The following is a 24,815-nucleotide window of genomic DNA, read 5'->3' as shown; positions in this document are numbered from 1 at the left end:
GCGAGTGAGTCCTGAGGTTTCTCCGAGCCGCCTTCGGGATTCGAACCCGAGACCTACGCATTACGAGTGCGTTGCTCTGGCCAACTGAGCTAAGGCGGCACGCTCTGTCGCACCATGGTGCGGTCAGCAGCGACGCCAAGTCTACACAGTTTCCAGGGGTGCTCCGAACCGCCCGCCCCCGCCGCTGTCTGCGCAGGTCAGCTGCACTTCTTGCCGTCCTTGGGCGGCGTGCCTTCCAGGAGGTAGGTGTTGATCGCCGTGTCGATGCAGTCGCTGCCCCGGCCGTACGCCGTGTGTCCGTCGCCCTCGTAGGTGAGCAAAGTGCCGGAGGAGAGCTGGTCCGCGAGGGACTCCGCCCACTTGTAGGGGGTGGCCGGGTCGCGGGTGGTGCCGACCACGACGATCGGGGCGGCGCCCTTCGCCTCGGTACGGTGCGGGGTGCCGGTGGGGTCGACGGGCCAGGCGCCGCAGTTCAGCGCGGCCCAGGCGAAGCCCCTGCCGAAGACCGGGGAGGCCTTCTCGAAGTCCGGGACCGCCTTCTCCACGTCCGCCGGGCCGGTGAAGGGCGGCGCGAGGTCGAGGCAGTTCACCGCGGCGTTGGCGAACATCAGATTGGCGTACTTCCCGTTCGGCTCGCGCTCGTAGTAGCTGTCGGCCAGGGAGAGGAGGCCGGAGCCGTCGCCGCGCTGCGCCGCTGCGACGGCCTGGCGGAGCTGGGGCCAGGCGGCCTCGTCGTACATCGCGGCGATCACGCCCGTGGTCGCCAGGGACTCGGTGAGCTGACGGGTCTCGCCGGTGGGCACGGGTGCGGAGTCCAGATCGCTGAAGAGCTTCTTCAGGGCGGTCGCCGCGGCGGCGGTGGACGTGGTGCCGAGCGGGCAGTCGGTCTGCTTCACACAGTCCGCGGCGAACGACTGGAACGCCGCCTCGAAGCCGGCCGTCTGGTCCCGGTTGATGTCGAGCGCGGGGAGCGAGGGGTCCATCGCCCCGTCCAGGACGAGACGCCCGGCTCGGGCGGGGAACAGATCGGCGTAGGTCGCGCCGAGGAACGTGCCGTACGAGGCGCCTACGTAATTCAGCTTCTCGTCACCGAGCAGGGAGCGCAGGATATCCATGTCGCGCGCCGTCTCGGCCGTGGAGACATGCGGGAGGATCTTGCCGGAGCGCTTCTCGCAGCCTTCGGCGAACTTCTCGTAGGACGCGTCCAGCTCGGCGATCTCGGCCTTGTCGTCCGGGGTCTGGTCCACCTGTGTGTAGGCGTCCATCTCCTTGCCGGTGAGGCACTCGACCGGCTCACTGCGGGCCACCCCGCGCGGATCGATGGCCACCATGTCGTACCGGGCGCGGACCTGGGCGGGGTAGCCGATGGCCGCGTACCCCTGGAGGTAGCCGATGGCCGAGCCGCCAGGACCGCCGGGGTTCACCAGGAGCGAGCCGATCCGCTTGCCGGGACCGGTGGCCTTCTTACGGGAGACGGCCAGCTTCACGTCCCCGCCGTCGGGCTTCTCGTAGTCGAGCGGGGCCTTCATCGTGGTGCACTGGAAGCCCTCCGCACCGCAGTCCCGCCAGCTCAGCTTCTGCGCGTAGTACGGCTTGAGCTCCTCCGTGGCGGCCGAGCCCGTCGCCGACGCGCTCGGGGCCGACCCTCCGCTACTGCAACCGGAGACGAGAAGGCCGGCAGTGCCGAGCGCGGTGGCGAAGATCCGGAGCAGGCGCCTGGTGTCCATCCCCGGAGCGTAGCCGCCCGGGGACGACTCAACCGATTCCCTGCTCATACGGGTGAATTCACCCCGGCTTCCCGGCCCGCGAGGAGACGGAGCCGGGCCTCAGCCCGCCCGGAGCGACACCGCCATCGCCTCCACGGCGAGCAGGGGCGCGACGTTACGGTCGAGAGCGCGGCGGCAGGCGATGACTGCCTCTATCCGGCGCAGGGTGCGCTCGGGCGTGGACGACTCGGCGATCTGGTCGAGGGCGTCACGGACATCGGTGTTGGCGAGGGCGATCCCGGAGCCGAGCTGAAGGGCCAGCACATCGCGGTAGAAGCCGGTGAGTTCGCTGAGGGCCAGGTCGAGGCTGTCGCGCTGGGTACGCGTCCTGCGGCGCTTCTGCCGGTCCTCGAGCTCCTTCATCGCGCCCGCCGTCCCACGCGGCATCCGGCCCCCCGCCACGCCGCCGAGCGCCGCCTTCAGATCGTCCGTCTCCTTGACGTCGACCTCCTCGGCGACCTGTTTGGCGTCGTCCGTCGCCGTGTCGATCAGCTCCTGGGCCGCCTTGAGGCAGCCGCCGACGTCATGGACACGCAACGGGAGCTTGAGCACGGCGGCACGGCGGGCACGCGCGCGCTCGTCCGTGGCCAGGCGGCGGGCCCGGCCGATGTGCCCCTGGGTCGCGCGGGCGGCGGACGCGGCCCGCTCGGGGTCGATGCCGTCGCGCCTGATCAGCACATCGGCCACGGCGTCCACCGGAGGCGTACGCAGCGTGAGATGACGGCAGCGGGAGCGGATCGTGGGCAGCACGTCCTCCAGGGAGGGTGCGCAGAGCAGCCACACCGTGCGGGGCGCGGGCTCCTCGACCGCCTTCAGCAGGACGTTTCCCGCGCCTTCCGTGAGGCGGTCCGCGTCCTCCATGACGATGACCTGCCAGCGGCCCACGGCGGGGGACAGCTGGGCCCTGCGGACGAGCTCACGGGTCTCCTTCACACCGATGGAGAGCAGATCCGTGCGGATCACCTCGACGTCGGCGTGCGTTCCGATCAGCGCCGTGTGGCAGCCGTCGCAGAAGCCGCAGCCCGGAGCCCCGCCCAACGCCCGGTCGGGGCTGGTGCACTGGAGCGCGGCGGCGAAGGCACGGGCGGCGGTGGACCGGCCTGAACCGGGCGGGCCCGTGAACAGCCAGGCATGCGTCATCTTCGAACCCGGCGGCACCGGCTCACCCGCGGAATTCGCGGTGACCAGCACATCGGCGTCCCGGGCGGCGGCACCGAGCTGCTCCTGCACCCGGTCCTGTCCGACCAGGTCGTCCCATACGGTCATGGTCACCGCCCTTCCGGAGGTGGTGTGGTGCTGGAACGCCGGAATCCCAGCGCCTCCCTATTGTGCGGGAAGGGTCTGACAATCCCGGCGTTCCGTGCCCACAGCCCGTCCGTCAGCGGCGCGGCCGGCGCCCGCCGCGTCCCGATCCGCCCTGGCCGTCGTCCCGGCCGTCGTCCTGGTCGCCGAGCAGTTCGTCGGCCAGGGAGGGCAGATCGTCGAGCGGCGTCTCCTCGGCCCAGTCGGGACGCGGCCGCTTCTGGCGGGGGGCGTCCTGAGCCGCGCGTCCGGCCTGCGGGTCGTCGCTGACCTGGGGCAGTTCACGCGTGCGCTCGTTCTCGCTCTCGGCGCCCGAGGCCCTGCGCCCGTCACGGAAGATGCCCGGCGGGACCCGGTCCGACGGATTCTCGTCACGCACGGGCGGCAGCACAGCCGTCTCGTCCGCGTCCCGCACGGACGGCAGGACGGTCGTCTCGTCCACGTCGGGCGCCGGGCGGTCCGGCCTGGCGACCGGCACGGGCTGCGTGATCTCGTTCGGGTTGACGACCGGGGTCGGGACGGTGAGCTCGTTGTCCGGCACGGACGGCCCGGACTGCCCGGACGCCCCGGGTGCCCCGGACTGCCGTGTGGACCCGGACCGGCCGGCCTCCTGGGAGCGCTGTGCGGCAGCGGCTGCCGCCTCCTCCTCGGCCCTGGCCGCGGCCTCGGCCTCGGCGCGGTGGCGGGCCTCCTCGGCCCTCACCAGCGCCTCCTCCGCCTTGCGCTGCTTCTCCAGGCGCTGCTCCTCGGCCTCCTTGCGCAGCCGCGCCTCCTCCTGGGCCTGCAGGCGCAGCCGCTCCTGCTCGGCCTCGCGCACCCGCTCCTCGGCCTCGAGACGGGCCCGCTCCTCCTCGGCTCGACGGCGGGCATCCTCGGCACGCTGCCGTGCCTCCTCCGCCTGCCGTTCGGCCTCGCGCTGCCGCGCCTCTTCCTCCTCGCGGCGCTTGCGCTCCTCCTCCTCGGCGCGGAGCTTGGCGAGCTGAGCCTGCCGCTCACGCTCCAGCCGCTCCTCCTCGGCCTTGCGTGCGGCCTCTTCCTCGGCCTTGCGCCTGGCCTCCTCCTCAGCCGCCTTGCGCGCCTCTTCCTGGGCCTTGATCTCGGCCTCGGAGAGCGGCAGCAGCCGGTCGAGACGGTGGCGTACGACGGTGGTGACCGATTCCGGTTCCTGCCCGGCGTCCACCACCAGATAGCGGGCCGGGTCGGCCGCGGCCAGGGTGAGGAAGCCGGACCGCACCCGGGTGTGGAATTCGGCCGGCTCGGACTCCAGCCGGTCGGGTGCCTCGGTGAAGCGTTCCCGCGCCGTCTCCGGATCGACGTCGAGCAGCACCGTCAGATGCGGTACGAGCCCACTCGTCGCCCAGCGCGAGATCCGGGCGATCTCGGTCGGGGCGAGGTCACGGCCGGCACCCTGGTAGGCCACGGACGAGTCGATGTAGCGGTCGGAGATGACGATCGCGCCGCGTTCCAGTGCCGGACGGACGACCGAGTCCACGTGCTCGGCGCGGTCGGCGGCGTACAGCAGGGCCTCGGCCCGGTTCGACAGACCGGCCGACGAGACGTCCAGCAGGATCGAACGCAGCCGCTTGCCGACCGGGGTGGCTCCCGGCTCGCGGGTCACGACGACCTCGTGGCCCTTGGCCCGGATCCATTCGGCAACGGCTTCGACCTGGGTGGACTTGCCGGCTCCGTCGCCGCCCTCCAGGACGAGGAAGAAACCGTTCGCCGCGGGCGCGACGGCGGGGTCACCGCCGCGCAGCGCCTCCCGCAGGTCACGACGGAGCGGCACACCGGCACGGTCGTCGGTCCTGGCGAGGACGATCACCGCGACGGGCAGCAGCAGGGCGCCGATGAGCATCAGCGCGAAGGCCGCGCCACCGTGCGCGAAGACGAAGTCACCCGAGCCCAGACGGTGGCGTCCGATGGCGGCGGCGAGCAGCGGCCCGCCCACCGCGCCGAGCGCCACCAGCACCCGGACGACGGCCTGGAGGTGCTCGGTGGCCCTGGCCTGCCGGAAGGCCTCCGTCTCCTGGTCGATGACCGCGTGCCCGACATGGGCGGCGATCCCCGCCGCGTAACCGGCGAGCAGAGCGATCAGCAGACCGGTGGCGGTGTCCGGCACCAGACCGAGCGCGAGGAGCGCCACTCCGGTGACGGCGACCGCCAGGGCCAGCAGCCGGCGACGCGACAGGGCCGGCAGCACCTTCGGCGCGGTACGGATACCGAGCGCGGTGCCACCGGTCAGCGCGACGATCAGCAGGGCGAAGGTGGCGGGCCCGCCACCGAGGTCGGAGGCGTGCAGCACGGAGACGCCCGCCGCTGCGGCAATGGCCCCTGCGACCACGGAGCAGGCGGCGACGACGAGCGGGATGCTGCCGGTGCGGCCCTTGTCGGAGCCGGTTCCGGTGGAGGGCCTGCGCAGCCCCTCCAGGGGCGAACGCGGACGGGGCGTCTGCGTGGCCGGAAGCTCCAGGAAGAACACGGTCGAGACGGACGCGGAGAAGAGACCCGCCGCGACGTAGGAACCGAGCGCGGCCGGGTGGAAGGAGAACCAGTCGAAGCCGGTACCCAGCAGTTCACCGATCAGCGCGGCGACCACCAGCACGGCCGCGGCCACGGGGACCGACAGGAAGTTCGTCCGCAGGGACAGCCTGCGAAGGGCGTCGAGGTGGTCAGGCAGGGGGCGCACGGCGGCGCCCTCCGGGGGCGGGGCGGGAAGCAGCGCGGGAGCCGCGCTCTCCTTGGCGACCGCCCACAGGCGTTCACCGACACCGGCCACGAAGACGGTGATCAGGATCATCATGAGTGCCTTGTCCGGCATCCAGTCGATCCACAGCGGCGCGACGACCAGCAGGGCGAGCCGCAGAGCGTCCGCCCCGATCATCAGCCAGCGCCGGTCGAGGGGACCGCCGGGCGCGGTGAGCGCCGTCAGAGGTCCCAGAAGTACGGCTCCGAAGAGCACGGTGGAAAGAATCCGGGCACCGAACACGGCGGCGACGGCAAAGGCCGCCCCGCGGTATCCGGCCCCGAAGGAGCCCTCGAGGACCGCCGCTTGCAGCGACAACAGCACCAGCACGAGAAGGGCGAGTGAATCGCCGATACTGCCGACGAGCTGGGCGCTCCACAACCGCCGGAGCGGGGGAACACGCAACAAGGCTCGTACGGCGCGCTCGCGTGAGTCTGCGGCAAGTGTGTCGGAGGTGGGGCTCACGACCGGTGGCTGCTCGGCTCGCGTCATCCGCCCAGCCTATCGGGAGCGGTGCGGTGCCCGGGGGCCGCGTCCGAACATATGCGCAAGGGGGGACCGGGCAGCGCGTCGCGCGAACGCCGGAAGAGCCGGGGTCACCCCGGCCCTTCCGGCGTTCGCGGCCTCACGGCCTGCTGCTGCGGGGGCGGTCAGCTCTCCTCGGACGAAGCCGAAGCCGCCTTCTTCGACGCGGTGGCCGCCTTCTTCGCCGGCGCCTTCTTGGCGGTGGTCGTCTTCTTGGCGGCCGTCGTCTTGGTGGCGGCCGTCTTCTTGGCGGTCGTCTTCTTCGCCGTCGTGGCCTTCTTCGCGGTGGCCTTCTTGGCCGGAGCCTTCTTCGCCGTCTTCTTCTTCGCCGGCCCCTTGGCCCGCTTCTCGGCGAGCAGCTCGTAGCCGCGCTCCGGCGTGATGTCCTCGACACTGTCGTCGGTGCGCAGCGTCGCGTTCGTCTCGCCGTCGGTGACGTACGCGCCGAAGCGGCCGTCCTTCACGACCACCGGGGCGCCACTCACCGGGTCCGTTCCCAGTTCCTTCAGCGGCGGCTTGGCCGCGGCCCGCCCGCGCTGCTTCGGCTGCGCGTAGATCGCGAGGGCCTCTTCGAGCGTGATGTCGAAGAGCTGGTCCTCGGACGTCAGGGAACGCGAGTCCGTGCCCTTCTTGAGGTAGGGCCCGTAGCGGCCGTTCTGCGCGGTGATCTCGACGCCTTCGGCGTCCTCACCGACGACCCTCGGCAGCGACATCAGCTTCAGGGCGTCCGCCAGCGTCACCGTATCGAGCGACATGGACTTGAAGAGTGACGCCGTCCGCGGCTTCACCGCGTTCTTGCCGGTCTTCGGGGTGCCCTCGGGCAGCACCTCGGTGACGTACGGCCCGTAGCGCCCGTCCTTGGCCACGATCTGGTGACCGCTGACCGGGTCGGTGCCGAGCTCGAAGTCGCCGCTGGGCTTGGCCAGCAGCTCCTCCGCGTACTCCACGGACAGCTCGTCGGGCGCCAGGTCCTCCGGTACGTCCGCGCGCTGGTGGCCCTCGGAGTCCTTCTCACCACGCTCGATGTACGGGCCGTAGCGGCCGACACGGAGCTTGATGTCATTGCCGACGGGGAACGAGGAGATCTCTCGTGCGTCGATCGCGCCCAGGTCGGTGACGAGCTCCTTCAGGCCGCCGAGGTGGTCCCCGTCACCGTTGCCCGCGGCGGAGGCGGCCGGGGCGGTGCCCGCGCCGGTCGTGCCGTCGCCGGTCCCGAAGTAGAAGTGCCGCAGCCACGGCACGGACTGCGCCTCGCCCCGCGCGATGCGGTCGAGGTCGTCCTCCATGCGGGCGGTGAAGTCGTAGTCGACGAGCCGGCCGAAGTGCTTCTCCAGCAGGTTGACCACGGCGAACGAGAGGAACGACGGCACCAGGGCCGTGCCCTTCTTGAACACGTAGCCGCGGTCGAGGATGGTGCCGATGATCGAGGCGTACGTCGACGGACGGCCGATCTCGCGCTCTTCCAGCTCCTTGACCAGCGAGGCCTCGGTGTAGCGGGCCGGCGGCTTGGTCGCGTGACCGTCGACCGTGACCTCGTCGGCGGTCAGCGCGTCGCCCTCGGCGACCTGCGGCAGCCGGCGCTCACGGTCGTCCAGCTCGGCGTTCGGGTCGTCCGCGCCCTCGACGTACGCCTTCATGAAGCCGTGGAAGGTGATCGTCTTGCCGGACGCGGAGAACTCGGCGTCCCGGCCGTCGCTCGCCCGTCCACCGATCTTGACGGTGACGGAGTTACCGACGGCGTCCTTCATCTGGGAGGCGACGGTCCGCTTCCAGATCAGCTCGTACAGCCGGAACTGGTCGCCGGTGAGGCCCGTCTCCGCCGGGGTGCGGAAGCGGTCGCCCGAGGGGCGGATCGCCTCGTGCGCCTCCTGCGCGTTCTTGACCTTCCCGGCGTACGTCCGGGGCTTGTCGGGCAGGTAATTCGCCCCGTACAGCTGCGTGACCTGGGCACGGGCCGCGGAGACCGCGGTGTCCGAGAGGGTCGTGGAGTCCGTACGCATATAGGTGATGAAGCCGTTCTCGTACAGCTTCTGCGCCACCTGCATCGTGGCCTTGGCCCCGAAGCCCAGCTTGCGGCTCGCCTCCTGCTGGAGGGTCGTCGTGCGGAAGGGGGCGTACGGGGAGCGGCGGTACGGCTTCGACTCGACCGAGCGGACCGCGAACGCGGAGTCGGCGAGCGCGGCGGCCAGGGCCCGGGCGTTCGTCTCGTCCAGGTGCAGCGTCTGCGCGGATCCCTGCTTCAGCTGCCCGTCGGGGCCGAAGTCACGGCCCTGGGCGATGCGGCGCCCGTCGACCGCGCTGAGGCGGGCGGTGAGCGTCGAGGGGTCGGAGGCGTCACCGGTGCGTCCGGTGGCGAACGTGCCGGTCAGGTCCCAGTACTCGGCGGAGCGGAAGGCGATGCGCTCGCGCTCCCGCTCGACGACCAGGCGCGTGGCGACGGACTGGACTCGGCCCGCGGAGAGCCGCGGCATGACCTTCTTCCACAGGACCGGCGAGACCTCGTAGCCGTAGAGACGGTCGAGGATGCGGCGGGTCTCCTGGGCGTCGACCATGCGCTGGTTGAGCTCGCGCGGGTTGGCGACGGCGGCGCGGATCGCGTCCTTGGTGATCTCGTGGAAGACCATCCGGTGGACCGGGACCTTGGGCTTGAGGACTTCCTGCAGGTGCCACGCGATGGCTTCGCCCTCGCGGTCCTCATCGGTGGCGAGGAAGAGTTCGTCGGATTCGGCGAGGAGCTGCTTGAGCTTCCTGACCTGGGATTTCTTGTCGGCGTTGACGACATAGATCGGCTGGAAGTCGTTTTCGACGTCCACGCCGAGGCGGCGTACCTCACCGGTGTACTCGTCCGGCACCTCGGCGGCGCCGTTCGGCAGGTCGCGGATGTGCCCGACGCTCGCCTCGACGACGTATCCGGGGCCGAGATAGCCCTTGATCGTCTTCGCCTTGGCAGGCGACTCGACAATGACGAGTCGGCGGCCTGCGGTCTCGCTGGTCGGGGACAACTTCGCTCTTCTCTCCGGTCGGCACTCGTGGGCATCCGGGCAGCCCTCTGACGCTGCCCGCGGTGCTGTCGCTGCGGAGTGTGACGGTACAACCCGCCCCCGTGTCAAACGGCAAAAGCCCGCAACGGCCACTCGAACGGTAACCCGACTTCCGCCACTCCTGCCGCCCGGACTGCCGGGTCCGCTCCTCGCGGGGCCCTCGCCTGCGGGTTTCGGCGCCCTCCCGGGGGGAACCCACGGGCGACTGCGCGGCGCCCGTCGCGCCTGTCGCAGAAGTGGATCAGATGCGGGTGAAGCACCACACGCCGAGAACGAGGAAGAGTACGCCGAAGAGCGTGGCGAGCACGGTGGAGGCGACGGGGCTCACACCGAGGGCGACCGGCGCGCGCTGGATGGTGCGCGCCCCTGTCCAGACGAGGAGGGCCGCACCGAACAGTGCGAAGGCAGCACCGGCGAAGACCGCGGCGGCACTCTCCATGTCCGAACCCCTCACCCTCGTCCCCACGGCTGCCGCCGTGGCGCTCGTACGCCGCCGCGATGTGCGGGCGGCTCGGCAGTGGGGAGGCTGCCACGCGGGGGCGGCGTCGGGACTAACCCCGGATGAACGCCGCGCGGCTGCCGGGGAACGGTCGCGGGAAGGACCCGCGCCGGGCGCTTTCGTTCGGATCAAGGGCCAGGTCGGATCATGGGGGCGGTTCGGGCAGTTCGGGTCATGGGATCAGGCCGGGGCATGGGATCAGGTCGAGTCAGGTCGGGTCACGGGATCAGGCCGGGTCAGGGCATCAGGGCCGCCCGTGCACCGCCGTATCACCGCACGGGCTCGATGAAGCCCTCCTCGACCAGCAGCCGGATCGCCTGCGGCGTACGGTCGCGCAGCAGCACCGGGTCCTCGGCCATCAGCTGCGCGATGGCGTCCAGAATCCGGCCCGCGGGCAGCGAACCGTCGCACACGCCCGCGAATCCCGCACCGACTGCGTCGACCTTGGTCGCCCGGCGCATACCGCGGTGCTGACGCAGCACCACGTGCTCGGGATCCTCCGCACCGGGCAGGCCGACCTGCTCCTGCACGACCTCGTCGGCGAGGGTGAAGTGCGCTCCGAGCAGCGCCGCGTCGTCGTGCTCCCGCAGATAGTCCTGCCGCGCGAAGTGAGCCTCGACCGCGGGCCCGAGGGGCTGCTCCACCGCGTGCGGCCACTCCTCGGCCACGACCGAGGGATTCCCGGCGGCGGACGCGGACTTCCGCAGGGTGATCCAGCCGAAGCCCACGGCTCTGGTGTTCCTGGCCTCGAACTCGTCCAGCCAGGCCTCATAGCGCTCTGTGTACACAGCGGGGTCGGTGCGGTGGTCGCCGCTGTCGCGCAGCCACAGCTCGGCGTACTGCGTGACGTCCTGCACCTCGCGCTGCACGATCCAGGCGTCACAGCCGGCGGGCACCCAGGAGCGCACCCGGTCCTGCCACTCCTCGCCCTCCACGTGCTGCCAGTTGGCGAGGAACTGCGCGTAACCGCCCTCGTTGAGCCGGTCCCCGGCCTGCTGCACGAGGGTCCGGCACAGGTCGTCACCGCCCATGCCCCCGTCGCGATACGTCAGCCGGGCACCGGGCGAGATGACGAAGGGCGGGTTGGACACGATCAGGTCGTACGTCTGGGCACCGACGGGCTCGAAGAGCGAGCCCTCCCGCAGGTCGGCAGGGGCGGCTCCGGACAGGGCGAGAGTGAGGCGGGTGAATTCCAGAGCACGCGGGTTGACGTCCGTGGCCGTGACCGCGGTGGCGTGCTGGGCGGCGTGCAGGGCCTGGATTCCGGAGCCCGTACCGACGTCGAGGGCCGAGGCCACGGGCCTGCGCACGGTGATGCCGGCGAGCGTGGTGGAGGCCCCACCGACTCCCAGGACGACACCTTCCTCGTGGGAGCCGATGCCGCCGGCACCGCCGACAGCGCAGCCCAGGTCGGAGACGATGAACCAGTCCTGGCCCTCGGGCCCGCCGTAGGGCCTGACATCGACGGTCGCTCTGACCAGATCGCCCTCGCGGACCACCCAGCCGTCCTGTTCGCACTCCCCCAGCGGGAGGGCCGCGGCGGCGGCGGTCGCCGGGACGGGACGCTGCAGAAGGAACAGCCGCACCAGCGTGTCGAGCCGTGAATCCCCACGGGTGGCCCGGAGCGCCGGGACGGTCTCGCTGCGGGCGAGCGCGGCGTACGCGGGCGCACCGAGGCGTTCGAGGAGGCCGTCGGCGGTGAAGGCGGCGGCGATCAGGGCTTCGCGGAGCCGGGGGGCACGGTCGGATGCGGGAAGGCTGGACGTACTCACCCGACCATTGTGGCCGTTCCCACCGACAACGGCAGCGGCCCGGCGCCCACGAGGGCTGCCGGACCGCTGCGGGGGAGGTTCCTCCGCTACGACTTCTCACTCGCCGAGGCCGAGGGCGACGCGGCCTTCGAAGGCGACTCCGAATCCGACGCGGTCCCCGAATCCTTCGAAGCCTCCGAACCCTCCGACGCCGAATCGGACGAGCCGGCGGCGGGCGGAGCCGAGGCCGTCGGCTTCTGGCAGCCCTTCTGCTTGGCCATCGCGGAGCCGACATCGCCGGACTGAAGCTTCTTCAGCGCCTGGTCACCGTTGGTGCTGATCTTGGTCAGCTCGTCGGCGATGTCCTTCAGACCGTCGGCGAACTTCGCCTGGTCCTTCGTGTCGAGCGCGTCGACCTTCGTCTTCAGGTTCGCGTAGGCCACCGAGGAGGCGTTGAGTTCCTTCACCGCCTCCTTCTGGGTGCTCTCCCCGCCGTCCACGGGAGGCGCGCCGGCCGACTTCACGGCCGCGCCCAGTGCCTTGTAGGCCTTGGAGATCTGCTGGAAGGCGGCCGAGTCGGTCTTCTGGACGTCAGCGGGCTTGCTGTTGTCGGCCGTCTGCTGCTGGATCGCGGCATTGGCGTTCGCGATCTTCTGCAGCTGCGGCTGAACCTGGTCGCAGACCTTCTTCGCCCAGTCGTTCACCTTGTCGTCGCTGTCGTCGCTGCAGCCCGACAGCGTCAGTACGAGTACCGCACCGCCGGACAGTGCGGCTGCAAGCTTCTTGTTCACCGGATTGGGTCCCTTCCAAGGCTCTCGGCCCCGGAACTTACACGCCAAGTGGGCGACAATCAGGCGCTGGGCTTCCGATATATATTCTTTTGCAGCCATTTGCACCAAGCGAAACCAGGGAGATACAACTCACCTGCCCACTCGGACACATGTCCGGTCCCTCGGGCCGGGGAGAGATACGCCCGGGAGTGAAAACGGCGGACGGCGCATCAGGACACGCCGTCCGCCGCCGCGCTGAGCGCGTATCAGTGAGGAGCCACGCTCTCGCTGTCGCTGTCGCTGTCGCCCACGGCGATGCCCCTCCGTTTCGACACATAGACGGCACCGATGATGACGACGATGGCGATGACGGCCACCAGGGTCCGAACGCCGGCACTCGCGTCATCGCCGTAACTGAACTGCACCACCGCGGGTGCGATGAGCAGGGCCACGAGATTCATCACCTTGAGAAGCGGGTTGATGGCAGGGCCCGCCGTGTCCTTGAACGGGTCGCCGACCGTGTCGCCGATGACCGTCGCGGCGTGGGCGTCGCTGCCCTTGCCGCCGTGGTGGCCGTCCTCGACGAGCTTCTTGGCGTTGTCCCACGCGCCACCCGAGTTGGCGAGGAAGACCGCCATCAGGGTGCCGGTGGCGATGGCGCCCGCGAGATACGAACCGAGGGCCCCGACGCCGAGGGTGAATCCCACGGCGATCGGCGCCAGGACCGCGAGCAGCCCGGGTGTGGCCAGCTCGCGCAGCGCGTCCTTGGTGCAGATGTCGACGACCCGGCCGTACTCCGGCTTCTCCGTGTGGTCCATGATCCCGGGGTGCTCCCGGAACTGCCGCCGCACCTCGTGGACCACGGCCCCCGCCGAACGGGAGACCGCGCTGATGGCAAGACCGGAGAAGAGGAAGACGACCGCGGCTCCGAGGATCAGGCCCACCAGATTGTTCGGCTGCGAGATGTCCAGGCTCAGCCCCAGCTCTCCCGCCCTTGCGCCCACGTCGTCGACGGCGGTGGCGATGGCGTCCCGGTACGAGCCGAAGAGCGCGGCCGCGGCCAGGACCGCCGTGGCGATCGCGATGCCCTTGGTGATGGCCTTGGTCGTGTTGCCGACGGCGTCCAGGTCCGTGAGGACCTGGGCCCCCGCCCCCGTGACGTCCCCGGACATCTCGGCGATGCCCTGGGCGTTGTCGGAGACCGGGCCGAAGGTGTCCATCGCGACGATGACGCCCACGGTGGTGAGCAGGCCGGTCCCTGCCAGGGCGACCGCGAAGAGCGCCAGCATGATCGACGTACCACCGAGCAGGAACGCGCCGTAGACGCCCAGCCCGATCAGGAGCGCGGTGTAGACGGCCGACTCCAGCCCTATGGAGATGCCCGCGAGCACGACGGTGGCCGGCCCCGTCAGCGAGGACTTCCCGATGTCACGGACGGGGCGCCGGCCGGTCTCGGTGAAGTAGCCGGTGAGCTGCTGGATGAGGGCGGCGAGCACGATCCCGATGGCCACGGCGACCAGGGCGAACACACGCGGGTCGCCGCCGTGCGAGGCGATGGCGCCGTCGGTGACGCCGTCCAGCCCGGCGTACGACGAGGGCAGGTAGACGAAGACGGCCACGGCCACGAGGACGAGCGAGATCACGGCGGACACGAAGAATCCACGGTTGATGGCACTCATCCCGCTGCGGTCGGCGCGCCGGGGAGCGACGGCGAAGATCCCGATCATCGCCGTGACCACCCCGATCGCCGGAACGATCAGCGGAAAGGCGAGCCCGGCGTCACCGAAGGCGGCCTTGCCCAGGATGAGTGCGGCCACGAGCGTCACGGCGTACGACTCGAAGAGGTCGGCGGCCATGCCCGCGCAGTCGCCGACGTTGTCACCCACGTTGTCGGCGATGGTGGCGGCATTGCGTGGGTCGTCCTCGGGGATGCCCTGCTCGACCTTGCCCACGAGGTCAGCGCCCACGTCGGCGGCCTTGGTGAAGATGCCGCCGCCGACCCTCATGAACATGGCGATCAGCGCGGCGCCGAGGCCGAACCCCTCCAGCACCTTGGGCGCGTCGGCGGCGTAGACGAGCACCACGCAGGAGGCGCCGAGCAGGCCGAGGCCCACCGTGATCATGCCGACCACACCGCCGGTACGAAAAGCGATCTTCATCGCTTTGTGGGAAACGGTGGTGAGATCTTTCTCCGGTTCACCCTCCGCCGGAGTCGCCTCACGCGCGGCAGCGGCCACGCGCACATTACTGCGGACGGCGAGCCGCATACCGATGTATCCGGTGGCCGCCGAGAAAAGCGCACCCACCAGGAAGAACAGCGAGCGCCCCGCACGCTGCGACCAGTTGTCGGCCGGAAGCAGCAGGAGCAGGAAGAACACGACGACGGCGAAGATGCCGACGGTCCGCAGCTGCCGGGTCAGATAGGCATTCGCGCCTTCCTGAACGGCCGCCGCGATCTCTTTCATGCGTTCGGTGCCTTGGCCGGCCGCCAGCACCTGGCGTACCAGCAGCTGGGCCACGACCAGTGCGGCTAGGGCGACGACCGCGATGACGACGACGATCAGCCGGTTGCCGTCGGTGAGTACTGCGGCTGCGAGTGAGGTGGACCGGCCGGAAGGTACGGAACCGTGCGTCAGTTCAGCCAGTGGGGTGTTGAAGAACTCCGCCATACGTCCTCCTTGACGCTGAGCGCTCAAGACGTGGACGGATTGTAGGGAGAATAGCCTGATCAAAACAGTGGGTGGTCAATGAAATCGACTTCCGTCCACCCAATGACAAATGATCTCGCTCGCACCGGAACCCGAATGCAGTAATGGGGCTGACGCATGGCGCACTTAATTTCCGGAGATCATTGATCTACCCGATGGATCAAGCCCGAACAAAAAAGGCCCTGCTCAGCAGGGCCCGTGGGTCGGAAATGGTCAGGGTCAGGAGCAGGGAAAGGCCAGGAGCAGGGAAAGGTCAGGGAAGCGCTACGGCGGGGGCCGTCGGCCAGGTCATGCGGATCACTCCGCCGTCCGCACCCGTGCGGACCTCCACGTCGTCGACCAGTCCGCTGATGACCGCGAGGCCCATTTCGTCCTCGCTGTCGGCCTCGGTCTCCGGATCGTCCGGACCTCCGCCACCGGCCGCTCCCTGCGCCGCATCGCTGCCAGGGGCGGGAAGCCCATCGCCGACCTCGATGGAGAACGCCTTCTCCTCCTCGGTCAGAACGACCGTGACCGGGGCGGCGATGTCATGGCTCCGATGCAGTCCCACGGCGCGACTGCACGCCTCACCGACCGCGAGTCTGACCTCGTCGAGCACCGCCTCGTCGACGCCGGCCCGGCGCGCCACGGCGGCTGCCACGAGGCGGGCCGTCCTGACGTGTTCGGGCTGAGCGCTGAAGCGGAGTTCAACGGTTGGCATGCCATCCCCCTCGAACGTACGGGCGTGCATCTCAGGGGCCCGGGCGTGACGCCCGGTACCCCTGTTCTCATTCTCTTCCGAGAACCGACGAAGCCGGCAGCCGACCACATGGCCGACCGCCTGCTCATGACGGCCCGTCTGCTGCCGTCTGCCGGTCTGTCACTGCCTGCTGATCGGCCTTGGCGCTGCCGACCCGCATCCGACGGTTCAGTCGGTGGCGGCGACAGCCTCGTCGACCGTGGTGTGGATGGGAAACACCTTGGTCAGACCTGTGATCCGGAAGATCTTGAGAATGCGCTCCTGGTTGCACACCAGGCGCAGCGAGCCCTCATGGGCCCGGACACGCTTCAAGCCGCCCACGAGCACGCCGAGGCCGGTGGAGTCGAGGAAGTCGACGCCTTCCATGTCGACAACCAGGTGGTAGCTGCCGTCATTCACCAACTCGACCAACTGCTCGCGCAGCTTGGGCGCGGTATACACATCAATCTCGCCACCGACCTCGACGACCGTACGGTCGCCACCAGGCCCGGACACATTGCGAGTCGACAGGGACAGGTCCACGGATCCTCCAGCACCTTGCTATCGAGCGGTCGCCCCTCGGTCTCCCCGACGGAGGCCAGGGGACGGATCGCCAGCCGCGATGGCATTCAATCACTTACCAGCAGCCATGCACGACGCCTTGGGGCCATTGTCCGTCACGCCAGTGACACACTCGGTGCCGATGGCCAAGAATCACCGCCCCAGTCGACCACCCGAGAACGCGGGCTCGCGCCCCTCTCCCACGGTGGTTCTCGACCGGCTCGCCGCAGCGGCGGGCCGGGCAGCGCGCATCACTCATACGGAGCACCTGCCCCCGCGGACGGGAACCCATGCCCTCTGGCCGGACCGCATCCGGCCGGAAGTGATCTCGGCAATCGGCCGGGCCGGAATCGGCCATCCGTGGGCGCACCAGGCCTCCGCGGCCGAGCACGCCCTGGACGGCGAGTCCGTCGTGATCGCCACCGGGACGGCGTCCGGAAAGTCGCTCGCCTACCTCGCTCCGGTGCTCAGCACCCTCCTCGACGGCTCCGAGGCCCCGAACGGCCGCGGCTCCACCGCCCTGTACCTCGCCCCCACCAAGGCTCTGGCCGCCGACCAGCGCCGTGCGGTGAAGGCGCTCGCGGCCCCACTCGGCTCCGCGATCCGGCCGGCGGTCTACGACGGGGACACGCCGGTCGAAGAACGCGAATGGGTGCGCCAGTACGCCAATTACGTCCTGACGAACCCCGACATGCTGCACCGGGGCATACTTCCGTCCCACCCCCGCTGGGCGTCCTTCCTCCGCTCCCTTCGCTTCGTGGTCATCGACGAGTGCCACACCTATCGGGGCGTATTCGGCTCCCATGTCGCCCAGGTGCTGCGCCGTCTGCGCCGCCTCTGCGCCCGCTACGGATCCGACCCCGTCTTCCTCCTCGCCTCCGCCACCGCCGCGCAGCCCTCGGTCGCCGCGGGCCGCCTCACAGGTCTTCCCGTCAAGGAGGTCTCCGACGACGCCTCGCCCCGCGGCGAGATGGTCTTCGCCCTCTGGGAGCCGCCGCTGACCGAGCTGCACGGCGAGAAGGGGGCCCCCGTACGCCGTACCGCCACGGCCGAGACCGCCGACCTCCTGACCGACCTGACCCTCCAGGGCGTGCGTTCGGTCGCCTTCGTGCGCTCCCGGCGCGGCGCCGAGCTCATCTCCCTGATCGCCAAGGAGCGGCTCGCCGAGGTGGACCGCTCGCTGCCCGGGCGCGTCGCGGCCTACCGCGGCGGTTATCTGCCCGAGGAACGCCGGGCCCTGGAGCGCGCGCTGCACTCCGGAGACCTGCTCGGACTGGCCGCCACGACCGCCCTGGAGCTCGGCATCGACGTCTCGGGCCTGGACGCCGTCGTCATCGCCGGCTATCCGGGGACCCGTGCCTCCCTCTGGCAACAGGCCGGCCGCGCCGGACGCTCGGGGCAGGGCGCCCTCGCCGTCCTCGTGGCCCGGGACGACCCGCTGGACACCTTCCTCGTCCACCACCCCGAGGCGTTGTTCGAGCAGCCCGTGGAATCGACCGTCCTGGACCCGGACAACCCCTACGTCCTTGCTCCCCACCTGTGCGCCGCCGCTGCGGAACTCCCCCTCACGGAAACCGACATCGCGCTCTTCGGCCCCGCGGTCCCCGAGCTTCTGCCGCAGCTGGAGGCCGCGAAACTGCTGCGCAGGCGGCCGACGGGCTGGCACTGGACCCGCCGCGAACGCGCCGCCGACCTCACCGACATCCGCGGCGGAGGTGGCCGTCCGGTCCAGATCGTCGAGGAAGGCACGGGCAGGCTGCTGGGAACCGTGGACGAATCGGCGGCGCACACCGCTGTTCACGAGGGCGCCGTCCACCTCCACCAGGGCCGGACGTACCTCGTCCGTAGGCTGGATCTGGAGGATTCGGTGGCCCTGGTGGAGGAAGCCGTCCCCCCGTATTCGACCAACGCCCGCGACACGACAGCGATCGCCGTGCTGGAGACCGACACCGAGATCCCGTGGGGTGACGGGCGGCTCTGCTTCGGCTCCGTCGAGGTCACCAACCAGGTCGTCTCCTTCCTGCGCCGCCGGCTGATCACCGGAGAGGTCCTGGGCGAGACCAAGCTCGACCTGCCGCCCCGCACCCTGCGCACCCGCGCCGTGTGGTGGACCGTCACCGAGGATCAGCTCGATGCCGCCCGGATCACCCCGGAGATCCTCGGGGGCGCCTTGCACGCCGCCGAACACGCCTCGATCGGGATGCTGCCGCTCTTCGCCACCTGCGACCGCTGGGACATCGGCGGTGTCTCCGTTCCGCTGCACCCCGACACGCTCCTTCCCACAGTCTTCGTCTACGACGGCCATCCGGGAGGTGCCGGCTTCGCCGAGCGCGCCTTCCACACGGCCCGTACCTGGCTCACGGCCACGCGTCAGGCCATCGCGTCCTGCGACTGCGAGGCGGGCTGCCCGTCCTGCATCCAGTCCCCCAAGTGCGGCAACGGCAACGAACCCCTGCACAAACGGGGCGCCGTGCGCCTCCTGACCGAGCTACTCAGGACCGCACCGCAGGACGCGTCCCCGCCGCAGGAAGCGCCGGGGGCGGCGGAGCCTCCGGAGGCCCCGCTCGCGACCTGACCTCCGGCGCGTACGGGCCGAAGCGCGCGCGGGCGGTCACGTCGGCGATCTCGCCCTGGACCCCGCAACGCACGAGCTCCGCCCCCTGGGCAACGGCGACCTCACCGGCCGCCCCGCACGCCGCCTCCACGCCCCGCAGCGCCTGGTCGGCCGCGGCGAGAGCCGCCAGATCCGCCGCGCCACCGGCCCTGTGCCGGGCGGCCACGGCCTGGCCGAGAGCGAGCACCATCGCGAACACCGCGCAGAGCGTCGCCGTCGTGATGGCCGCCCAGACCGTGGCCATCCCCCGGTCCTCGGCCCGGGGACCTGCCGCCGTCCTCCTCAGCCCCGACCTCCTCGACCCGGTCCTCCTCGGCCCGGTCCGCCTGGACCCGGTCCTCCTCGGCCACGTCCTCCTCATGACTCCTCCCCGACGGTGTCCTCGGCCAACGCGACGGCCTCGGCCCGCAGTGTCAGGCCCAGTGGTCCGGGTCCCGGCGTCGGCGCTTCCACCCGGACCCGCCACAGCTCACCGGACCTCTCCACGGCGACGCGGGCCCGGCCGGGCGCCGCCTCCTGCGCCGCGGACCGCACCGAGCCCTCCGGCTCCGACCTGGCTGCGGCGCGTGCTCCGGCCCGAGCGGCGTCCACACAGCGGATCTGGTCCGCCGCGGCCACCAGCGCCCAGACGAGGGCCAGGACGAACGCCACCAGCACGGGGACGGCCATGGCGGCCTCGGCCGTCACCGCTCCCCCGTCGCCGCCTCTGCCGCGCCTCCGGAGCCCCTCAGAACTTCGCATCGAGTGCGCCCTTGATCAGCGACTGCAAGGCGGACAGCACTGCCCCGCTGGTAACCACCTTGTAGAGCACCGCTGCGAACGCGCAGGCGGCGATGGTGCCCACGGCGTACTCGGACGTCGTCATCCCCCGGTCGTGCCCACGGCACCGGACACACGCGCCGAGCCTGTCCTCCCACGTACGGCGCAGAGCGCTCAGAGACCGCTCCATGACGTTCCTGATGTTCCTGACTTTCCTGCTCATCTCAGCCCCCATGTCCACGAACCCACGTTCGATCAGGTCCCACGTTGTTTCGTTCGAACTGCGCCCCCGTCGCCCCTCGGACCGGCACAGGGGCATCGGCTCACCGTTCAGCCGCGGTGCAACAGACCGGTCGCCAGTCCGATCACCACCGGCGCCACTCCCACCGCCAGAAAGGCGGGCAGGAAACAGAGCCCCACCGGCGCGGTGATCAGCACACCCGCCCGCTGGGCACGCGCCACGGCCGCGCTCGCCCGCTCGGCGCGCATCTCGTCGGCCAGCCTGGAAACCGGATCCGCCGCGGGCGCACCCGTCGACGCGGCTCGCTCAAGACAGCGGGCCAGGGGCGCGGCACCCGGCAACTCCCCGAACCGGCCCCACGCCTCGGCCGGTTCACCTCCGAGCAGGATCTCGGCCGCCGTACGAGCCAGCCGCTCGCCGACCGGTCCGCCGATGGATTCCCCGACCGCCTCCGCCGCGTCCCGCGGTCCGGCTCCCGCCGAAAGGCAGGACGCCAGCAGATCCGCGGTGATCGGCAGCTGCCGGGTGATCAGAGCGGCCTCGGCGTCCCGGCCGGCGGCGCCACGCGTCCTGACGGAGCGTCGCCAACGCCGCAGGCCGTACGCCGCCGCAAGACCCGCACCGATCCCGGCCGGGCCGCCCACCAGGATCCAGCCGGCCGCCCAGACGGCAGTAAAGATCGCCCACCGTCGGGCGCGGCTCCAGTCATGTGCCCTCGGGTCCACCCACCGCTTCCTCGGGCCGCCCGCCTCCCACCTGGTCAACAGCGCCCCACGTCTGCGTATCGCCCGCTCGTGCCGCCGGGCTGTGAGCGCGAGGGTGAGATACGCGGCTGCGCCCAGGGCCGTCCCCACCGTCCCGGCGGCGCCCCGCACGTCCCCCGCGCCGGGCATGCCGCTCACACCGCCTCCCCCGCCCGCACGATCCGCGACGCCCAGAACAGCCCCGCACCCTCCAGCAGGCCGCCCGTCACCAGGCAGACGAGTCCACCCGGGGTGTGCAGCAGAACCTCTAGCGGATTCGCTCCGAGTGCCGCCCCGAGCCCCAGACCCACCGCGGGCAGCAGCGCCAGGACCACAACCGTCGACCACGCGCCCGCGAGCTGCGCCCGCAGCTCCTCCCGTCTCCGTCTCTCACCCCGCAGCGCCTTCTCCAGGAGCGCCAGGCCTGCCGCGAGACCGGCTCCGCCGTCCACCGCCACCCGCCAGCAGGCGGCCATACCCGCAAGCCCACCGAGGCCGGGCCCCGCCGCCGCGTGCCGCAACGCGCCCGCCACATCGCCGCCGAACCGCGCGGCGGCCAGCACAGCGGGCTCGGCGGCGCCCAGCGCGCCGGCATCCCGCGCGGCAGCGAGGAGCGCCTGTCCGGGCTCGCGCCCTGCCCGCAGCTCACCGACCACCGCCCCGCAGAGAGCCGTCACCGCGTCGGCCGCCTCCTCCCGCTCGCGCCGCTGTGCCCGTCGACGCAGCCAGCGCCGCACGAGGGGGACCGCCACGGCGCCCGCGAGCAGCGGCAGCACCGATTCACCCAGCAGGGCGAGAAAGGCCGCCACAGGGGCACACAGCCATTCCCTTCGCCCGGCGAAGAGCGCATGGACCGTGGCCAGAACCGCCGCCCCCCGCTGCTCGTCGCTCCGCCCGGTCATCAGGACCCGGGCCCGCCGCACCCCCGGGTCCCGGGACACGGCCAGACCGCCCGCCAGACCCGCGCATCCCGCCATCGTCCACACGGGCACCTGCGTCAGTACGTCAGAGCCCGACGGCGTCATGACCCATCCCCGATCAGCGCCCCGAGCCGCTCCCAGCCGCGGTCCGGCTCGAATCCCCCGGCGCCCCAGCGCAGCGCCGGCGCGGTGATGACCAGACCCGTGGTGTCCCTCTCCAGCACATGCACCTCGGCCACCCGACGCCTACCGCCCCTGTCCCGCACGAGATGGACCACCACGGACAACGCCGCTGCCAACTGGCTGTGCAGGGCCGCCCGGTCGAGCCCCGCGGCCGTCCCGAGCGCCTCCAGGCGCGCCGGTACATGCTCGGCGGCGTTGGCGTGCACCGTGCCGCAGCCGCCCTCGTGCCCCGTGTTGAGGGCTGCCAGAAGCTCCGTCACCTCGGCACCCCGGACCTCTCCCACCACCAGCCGGTCAGGGCGCATGCGCAGCGCCTGGCGCACGAGGTCCCGCAGTGTCACGCGCCCAGCACCTTCCTGATTGGCGGGACGCGACTCCAGCCGCACCACATGCGGGTGATCCGGGCGCAGTTCCGCCGAGTCCTCGGCCAGCACGATGCGCTCCCGCTCGCCGACCGCCCCCAGCAGGCTCGACAGCAGCGTCGTCTTCCCCGCGCCCGTCCCTCCGCTGATCAGATACGAGACGCGGGCCTCCACCAGGGCTCGCAGCAGCCGGTCACCGCCGGGCGGGACCGTCCCCGCCGCCACGAGCTCCGCCAGCGTGAAGGCGCGAGGCCGCACCACACGCAGCGAGAGACACGTCGACCCGACGGACACCGGCGGCAGGACCGCGTGCATACGCGTCCCGTCCGGCAGCCGCGCGTCCACCCACGGCCGGGCGTCGTCCAGCCTGCGCCCCGCCACGGCCGCGAGCCTCTGAGCCAGCCTCCGGACCGCCGCCGCGTCCTCGAAGACGACGCGGGTCAGCTCGAGTCCACCGCCGCGGTCCACCCACACCCGGTCCGGAGCGGACACCAGCACATCGGTCACCGCCGGGTCGGCCAGCAGCCGCTCAAGCACTCCGGTGCCGACCAGCTCGCCGCGCAGTTCCTCGGCCGCGCCCAGGACTTCCGTGTCACCGAGCAGACGGCCCTGCTCCCTCAGCGCGGCAGCCACCCCGGCCGGGGTCGGCGCCGCACCACTGCGGGCCAGTCGTTGGCGTACGGCGTCGAGCAGCACGTCCGTCATGACGTCCCACCCCCGCGAGGCCCGGCGGGGACGGCGTCGGGGCGGGCCGGGGCATCCGCCAGATCCCAGAAGGCCGCACAGAAACGGGCCAGCGCACCGCGGGGATTCCCGCCCGGGGGCACACCGCCGTCCTGAGCCGATGAAAGTCCGGCTTCCGTGGGCAGGTCACCGACGAGTGGGAGGCCAAGTGCCTGCGCCACCCAGTGCTCGTCCAGGCCCGCTGTGTAGGGCCCACGGGCGATGACCCGCAGGTCCTCCAGGACCACGCGGGCGGCGGCCGACACACGCTGAGCCGCCGCGACCGCTCTGAGCTCCCCAGGCACGACCAGCAGCCCGATGTCCAGCTGCGCCAGTGCCTCGGTCACGCTCGCGTCGAACCACCGCGGCAGGTCCACGACCACCACCCCACCGACCCGCCGAGCGGCAGCGAGTACCGAGCGCATGGCCTGTGACGGAACGATCACTTGGTCGTCCCTGTCCCAGCTGAGCACCCGCAGCCCGTGCAGCGCGGGCAGGGCCCCCTCCAGCGCCCCTCCGCCCAGCCGCCCTTTCGAGCGGGCGAAATCCGGCCATCGCAAGCCCTCGGACTGCTCACCGCCGAGCACCACATCGATCCCGCCGCCCAAGGGATCGCCGTCGACCAGCATGGTCCTTCGCCCCGACCTCGCTGCCGTCACGGCGAGCGCACAGGCCAGCGTGGACGCTCCCGAGCCGCCGCGTCCCCCCATCACCCCCACGGTGAGCGCCGACCGGCCCACGCCCTCCACCGCATTGGCGATCTGGTCGACGAGCCAGGCTTCGGAATCAGGCAGTCTCAGCACATGATCGGCCCCGATCTCCACCGCGCGGCGCCAGACGCCGGGGTCGTCGGGGTCGCCTTGGATTCGTCCGACGAGCATGACGCCCGTCCTGCGGGGCACCCCGCGGCACCCGCGCGCCGCGTCGTCACCCACCAGGATCATCGGGGCCCGCTCCCAGGCGCCTCTCTCCCGCGGTGGCCCATGGCGCACTTCCGGCACCGCCCCGGCCGCCGCGCACAGCCTGAGCAGATCGTCCAACAGATCCGGGTCCTCGGTGAGGATCAACGGCCCGTCCCGCCGTTCTCCGGCGCTCGCCAGGCCTTCGCCCCCGATAGATCCAGCCACGATCTCCGCCCCTCTCGCTGTCTCCTCCAAGTGCGGTCTCGCGGCGATCTCGAACGCTTCCGAGATGCGCGATTCCGGAACCCACGGACTTCGCGGGTGGAATCAACATGCAACGACGCGGAAAAACATGTGGATCTTGCTCAAAAACTGTGGACAACTCAAGCGTTGTGAATATCTCTGTCGCTCGTACAGGGGACTTTCGCAGCGCACCCCTTCCGCTACGCACGGTGACGAGTCATGATCGAGGGAACTCGCACGAGAGGGGCCACAAACAGGGCATCAGGAGGGGGCGCGTCCGGATTTTCCACGCGAAACGCGTCCGGACATGCGACGACCCCCGCCGGGGGGGAGAGCGGGGGTCGTCCCCACGGCCGACTCGGGGGGGGAGGAGTCGGACCGGGTTAGCACGGTCGCGAACGATCCGTGACTTCCATGGTGTACCCGAGCCCCTTCTCAGGCAAACCCGCCTACCGGATTTTACGCCGAATGGCGGGCCCCTATGCTCACCTTTGTGGATAACCGCTTCTCGCCGCGCACAGCAGCCTTCTTTGACCTGGACAAGACGGTCATTGCGAAGTCATCGACACTGACCTTCAGCAAGTCCTTCTACCAAGGAGGGCTGATCAACCGTCGTGCCGTACTGCGCACCGCGTACACACAGTTCGTGTTCCTTGCCGGGGGCGCCGATCACGACCAGATGGAGCGGATGCGTGAATATCTCTCGGCGCTCTGCAAGGGATGGAACGTCCAACAGGTCAA

General features: G+C 71.1%; 18 protein-coding genes, 1 tRNA gene and 1 pseudogene. 2 read left to right on the top strand and 18 right to left on the bottom strand.

Annotated features, from left to right (window positions below; all coding sequences use genetic code 11):
* Positions 1 to 25: 25 nt before the first annotated feature.
* The 11 genes from AB0C75_RS19225 to AB0C75_RS19175 all read right to left on the bottom strand — a co-directional run bounded on the left by AB0C75_RS19225 (position 26) and on the right by AB0C75_RS19175 (position 16,366).
* Positions 26 to 99, bottom strand: a tRNA-Thr gene (locus AB0C75_RS19225).
* 98 nt (positions 100 to 197) lie between these two features.
* Entirely contained in the window at positions 198 to 1,727 is a 1,530-nt protein-coding gene (locus AB0C75_RS19220) for an alpha/beta hydrolase (protein WP_362892270.1), read from the bottom strand.
* Positions 1,728 to 1,826: 99 nt separating this feature from the next.
* Entirely contained in the window at positions 1,827 to 3,032 is a 1,206-nt protein-coding gene (locus tag AB0C75_RS19215) for a DNA polymerase III subunit delta' (RefSeq protein ID WP_362892268.1), read from the bottom strand.
* Between the two features lie 112 nt (positions 3,033 to 3,144).
* Positions 3,145 to 6,303, bottom strand: a complete 3,159-nt coding sequence (gene tmk / locus AB0C75_RS19210) for a dTMP kinase (protein ID WP_362892266.1) — start codon at positions 6,301 to 6,303, stop codon at positions 3,145 to 3,147.
* A gap of 158 nt (positions 6,304 to 6,461) precedes the next feature.
* On the bottom strand, positions 6,462 to 9,338 hold the full coding sequence (topA, locus tag AB0C75_RS19205) for a type I DNA topoisomerase (protein ID WP_362892265.1): 2,877 nt from the start codon (positions 9,336 to 9,338) through the stop codon (positions 6,462 to 6,464).
* 280 nt (positions 9,339 to 9,618) lie between these two features.
* Positions 9,619 to 9,816 carry a hypothetical protein gene (locus AB0C75_RS19200; protein WP_362892263.1) on the bottom strand — a complete coding sequence of 66 codons (198 nt, stop codon included), beginning with the start codon at positions 9,814 to 9,816 and terminating at the stop codon, positions 9,619 to 9,621.
* 329 nt (positions 9,817 to 10,145) lie between these two features.
* The gene (locus AB0C75_RS19195; RefSeq protein ID WP_362892261.1) at positions 10,146 to 11,648 is read right to left on the bottom strand and encodes a methyltransferase; all 1,503 of its coding nucleotides are present in this window, start codon (positions 11,646 to 11,648) and stop codon (positions 10,146 to 10,148) included.
* A gap of 86 nt (positions 11,649 to 11,734) precedes the next feature.
* The gene (locus AB0C75_RS19190; protein WP_362892259.1) at positions 11,735 to 12,418 is read right to left on the bottom strand and encodes a small secreted protein; all 684 of its coding nucleotides are present in this window, start codon (positions 12,416 to 12,418) and stop codon (positions 11,735 to 11,737) included.
* Between the two features lie 245 nt (positions 12,419 to 12,663).
* On the bottom strand, positions 12,664 to 15,066 hold the full coding sequence (locus AB0C75_RS19185) for a sodium-translocating pyrophosphatase (RefSeq protein ID WP_362892257.1): 2,403 nt from the start codon (positions 15,064 to 15,066) through the stop codon (positions 12,664 to 12,666).
* 292 nt (positions 15,067 to 15,358) lie between these two features.
* Complete coding sequence (locus tag AB0C75_RS19180) at positions 15,359 to 15,805, bottom strand: ATP-binding protein (RefSeq protein WP_362892255.1); 447 nt, start codon at positions 15,803 to 15,805, stop codon at positions 15,359 to 15,361.
* Between the two features lie 207 nt (positions 15,806 to 16,012).
* Complete coding sequence (locus AB0C75_RS19175; protein ID WP_003967428.1) at positions 16,013 to 16,366, bottom strand: STAS domain-containing protein; 354 nt, start codon at positions 16,364 to 16,366, stop codon at positions 16,013 to 16,015.
* A 79-nt stretch (positions 16,367 to 16,445) separates the two neighbouring features.
* Between AB0C75_RS19175 and AB0C75_RS19170 the strand changes: the two genes are divergently transcribed.
* Positions 16,446 to 18,959: a DEAD/DEAH box helicase gene (locus tag AB0C75_RS19170; RefSeq protein WP_362892253.1), complete on the top strand. Its 2,514-nt coding sequence runs from the start codon at positions 16,446 to 16,448 to the stop codon at positions 18,957 to 18,959.
* On the opposite strand, the gene AB0C75_RS19165 is transcribed toward AB0C75_RS19170, so the two are convergent.
* From AB0C75_RS19165 to ssd, 7 genes are all read right to left on the bottom strand, one after another.
* Positions 18,877 to 19,242, bottom strand: a complete 366-nt coding sequence (locus tag AB0C75_RS19165) for an Rv3654c family TadE-like protein (RefSeq protein ID WP_362892251.1) — start codon at positions 19,240 to 19,242, stop codon at positions 18,877 to 18,879. The genes AB0C75_RS19170 and AB0C75_RS19165 overlap by 83 nt on opposite strands.
* A 113-nt stretch (positions 19,243 to 19,355) precedes the next feature.
* Positions 19,356 to 19,739, bottom strand: coding sequence for a TadE family type IV pilus minor pilin (locus AB0C75_RS19160; RefSeq protein ID WP_362892249.1), 384 nt, complete (start codon positions 19,737 to 19,739; stop codon positions 19,356 to 19,358).
* Positions 19,726 to 19,980: a DUF4244 domain-containing protein gene (locus tag AB0C75_RS19155; protein ID WP_362892247.1), complete on the bottom strand. Its 255-nt coding sequence runs from the start codon at positions 19,978 to 19,980 to the stop codon at positions 19,726 to 19,728. Before AB0C75_RS19155 ends, AB0C75_RS19160 begins: the two co-directional genes overlap by 14 nt.
* Positions 19,981 to 20,087: 107 nt before the next feature.
* Positions 20,088 to 20,891, bottom strand: coding sequence for a type II secretion system F family protein (locus tag AB0C75_RS19150; RefSeq protein WP_362892517.1), 804 nt, complete (start codon positions 20,889 to 20,891; stop codon positions 20,088 to 20,090).
* A gap of 5 nt (positions 20,892 to 20,896) precedes the next feature.
* Positions 20,897 to 21,766 (bottom strand): type II secretion system F family protein, encoded by an 870-nt coding sequence (locus AB0C75_RS19145; RefSeq protein WP_362892245.1) that lies wholly within the window; start codon positions 21,764 to 21,766, stop codon positions 20,897 to 20,899.
* Positions 21,763 to 22,911 carry a TadA family conjugal transfer-associated ATPase gene (locus tag AB0C75_RS19140; RefSeq protein WP_362892243.1) on the bottom strand — a complete coding sequence of 383 codons (1,149 nt, stop codon included), beginning with the start codon at positions 22,909 to 22,911 and terminating at the stop codon, positions 21,763 to 21,765. Before AB0C75_RS19140 ends, AB0C75_RS19145 begins: the two co-directional genes overlap by 4 nt.
* On the bottom strand, positions 22,908 to 24,056 hold the full coding sequence (ssd, locus tag AB0C75_RS19135) for a septum site-determining protein Ssd (protein ID WP_362892241.1): 1,149 nt from the start codon (positions 24,054 to 24,056) through the stop codon (positions 22,908 to 22,910). Before ssd ends, AB0C75_RS19140 begins: the two co-directional genes overlap by 4 nt.
* A 499-nt stretch (positions 24,057 to 24,555) precedes the next feature.
* Between ssd and AB0C75_RS19130 the strand changes: the two are divergent.
* Positions 24,556 to 24,815, top strand: a pseudogene (locus AB0C75_RS19130) (HAD-IB family hydrolase); the annotation flags it as partial.

Origin of the sequence: Streptomyces sp. NPDC048565, from assembly GCF_040650935.1 — a bacterium.
In the GTDB taxonomy this organism is placed as follows: Bacteria; Actinomycetota; Actinomycetes; order Streptomycetales; family Streptomycetaceae; genus Streptomyces.
This window is presented reverse-complemented; position numbering and strand designations above follow the sequence as displayed.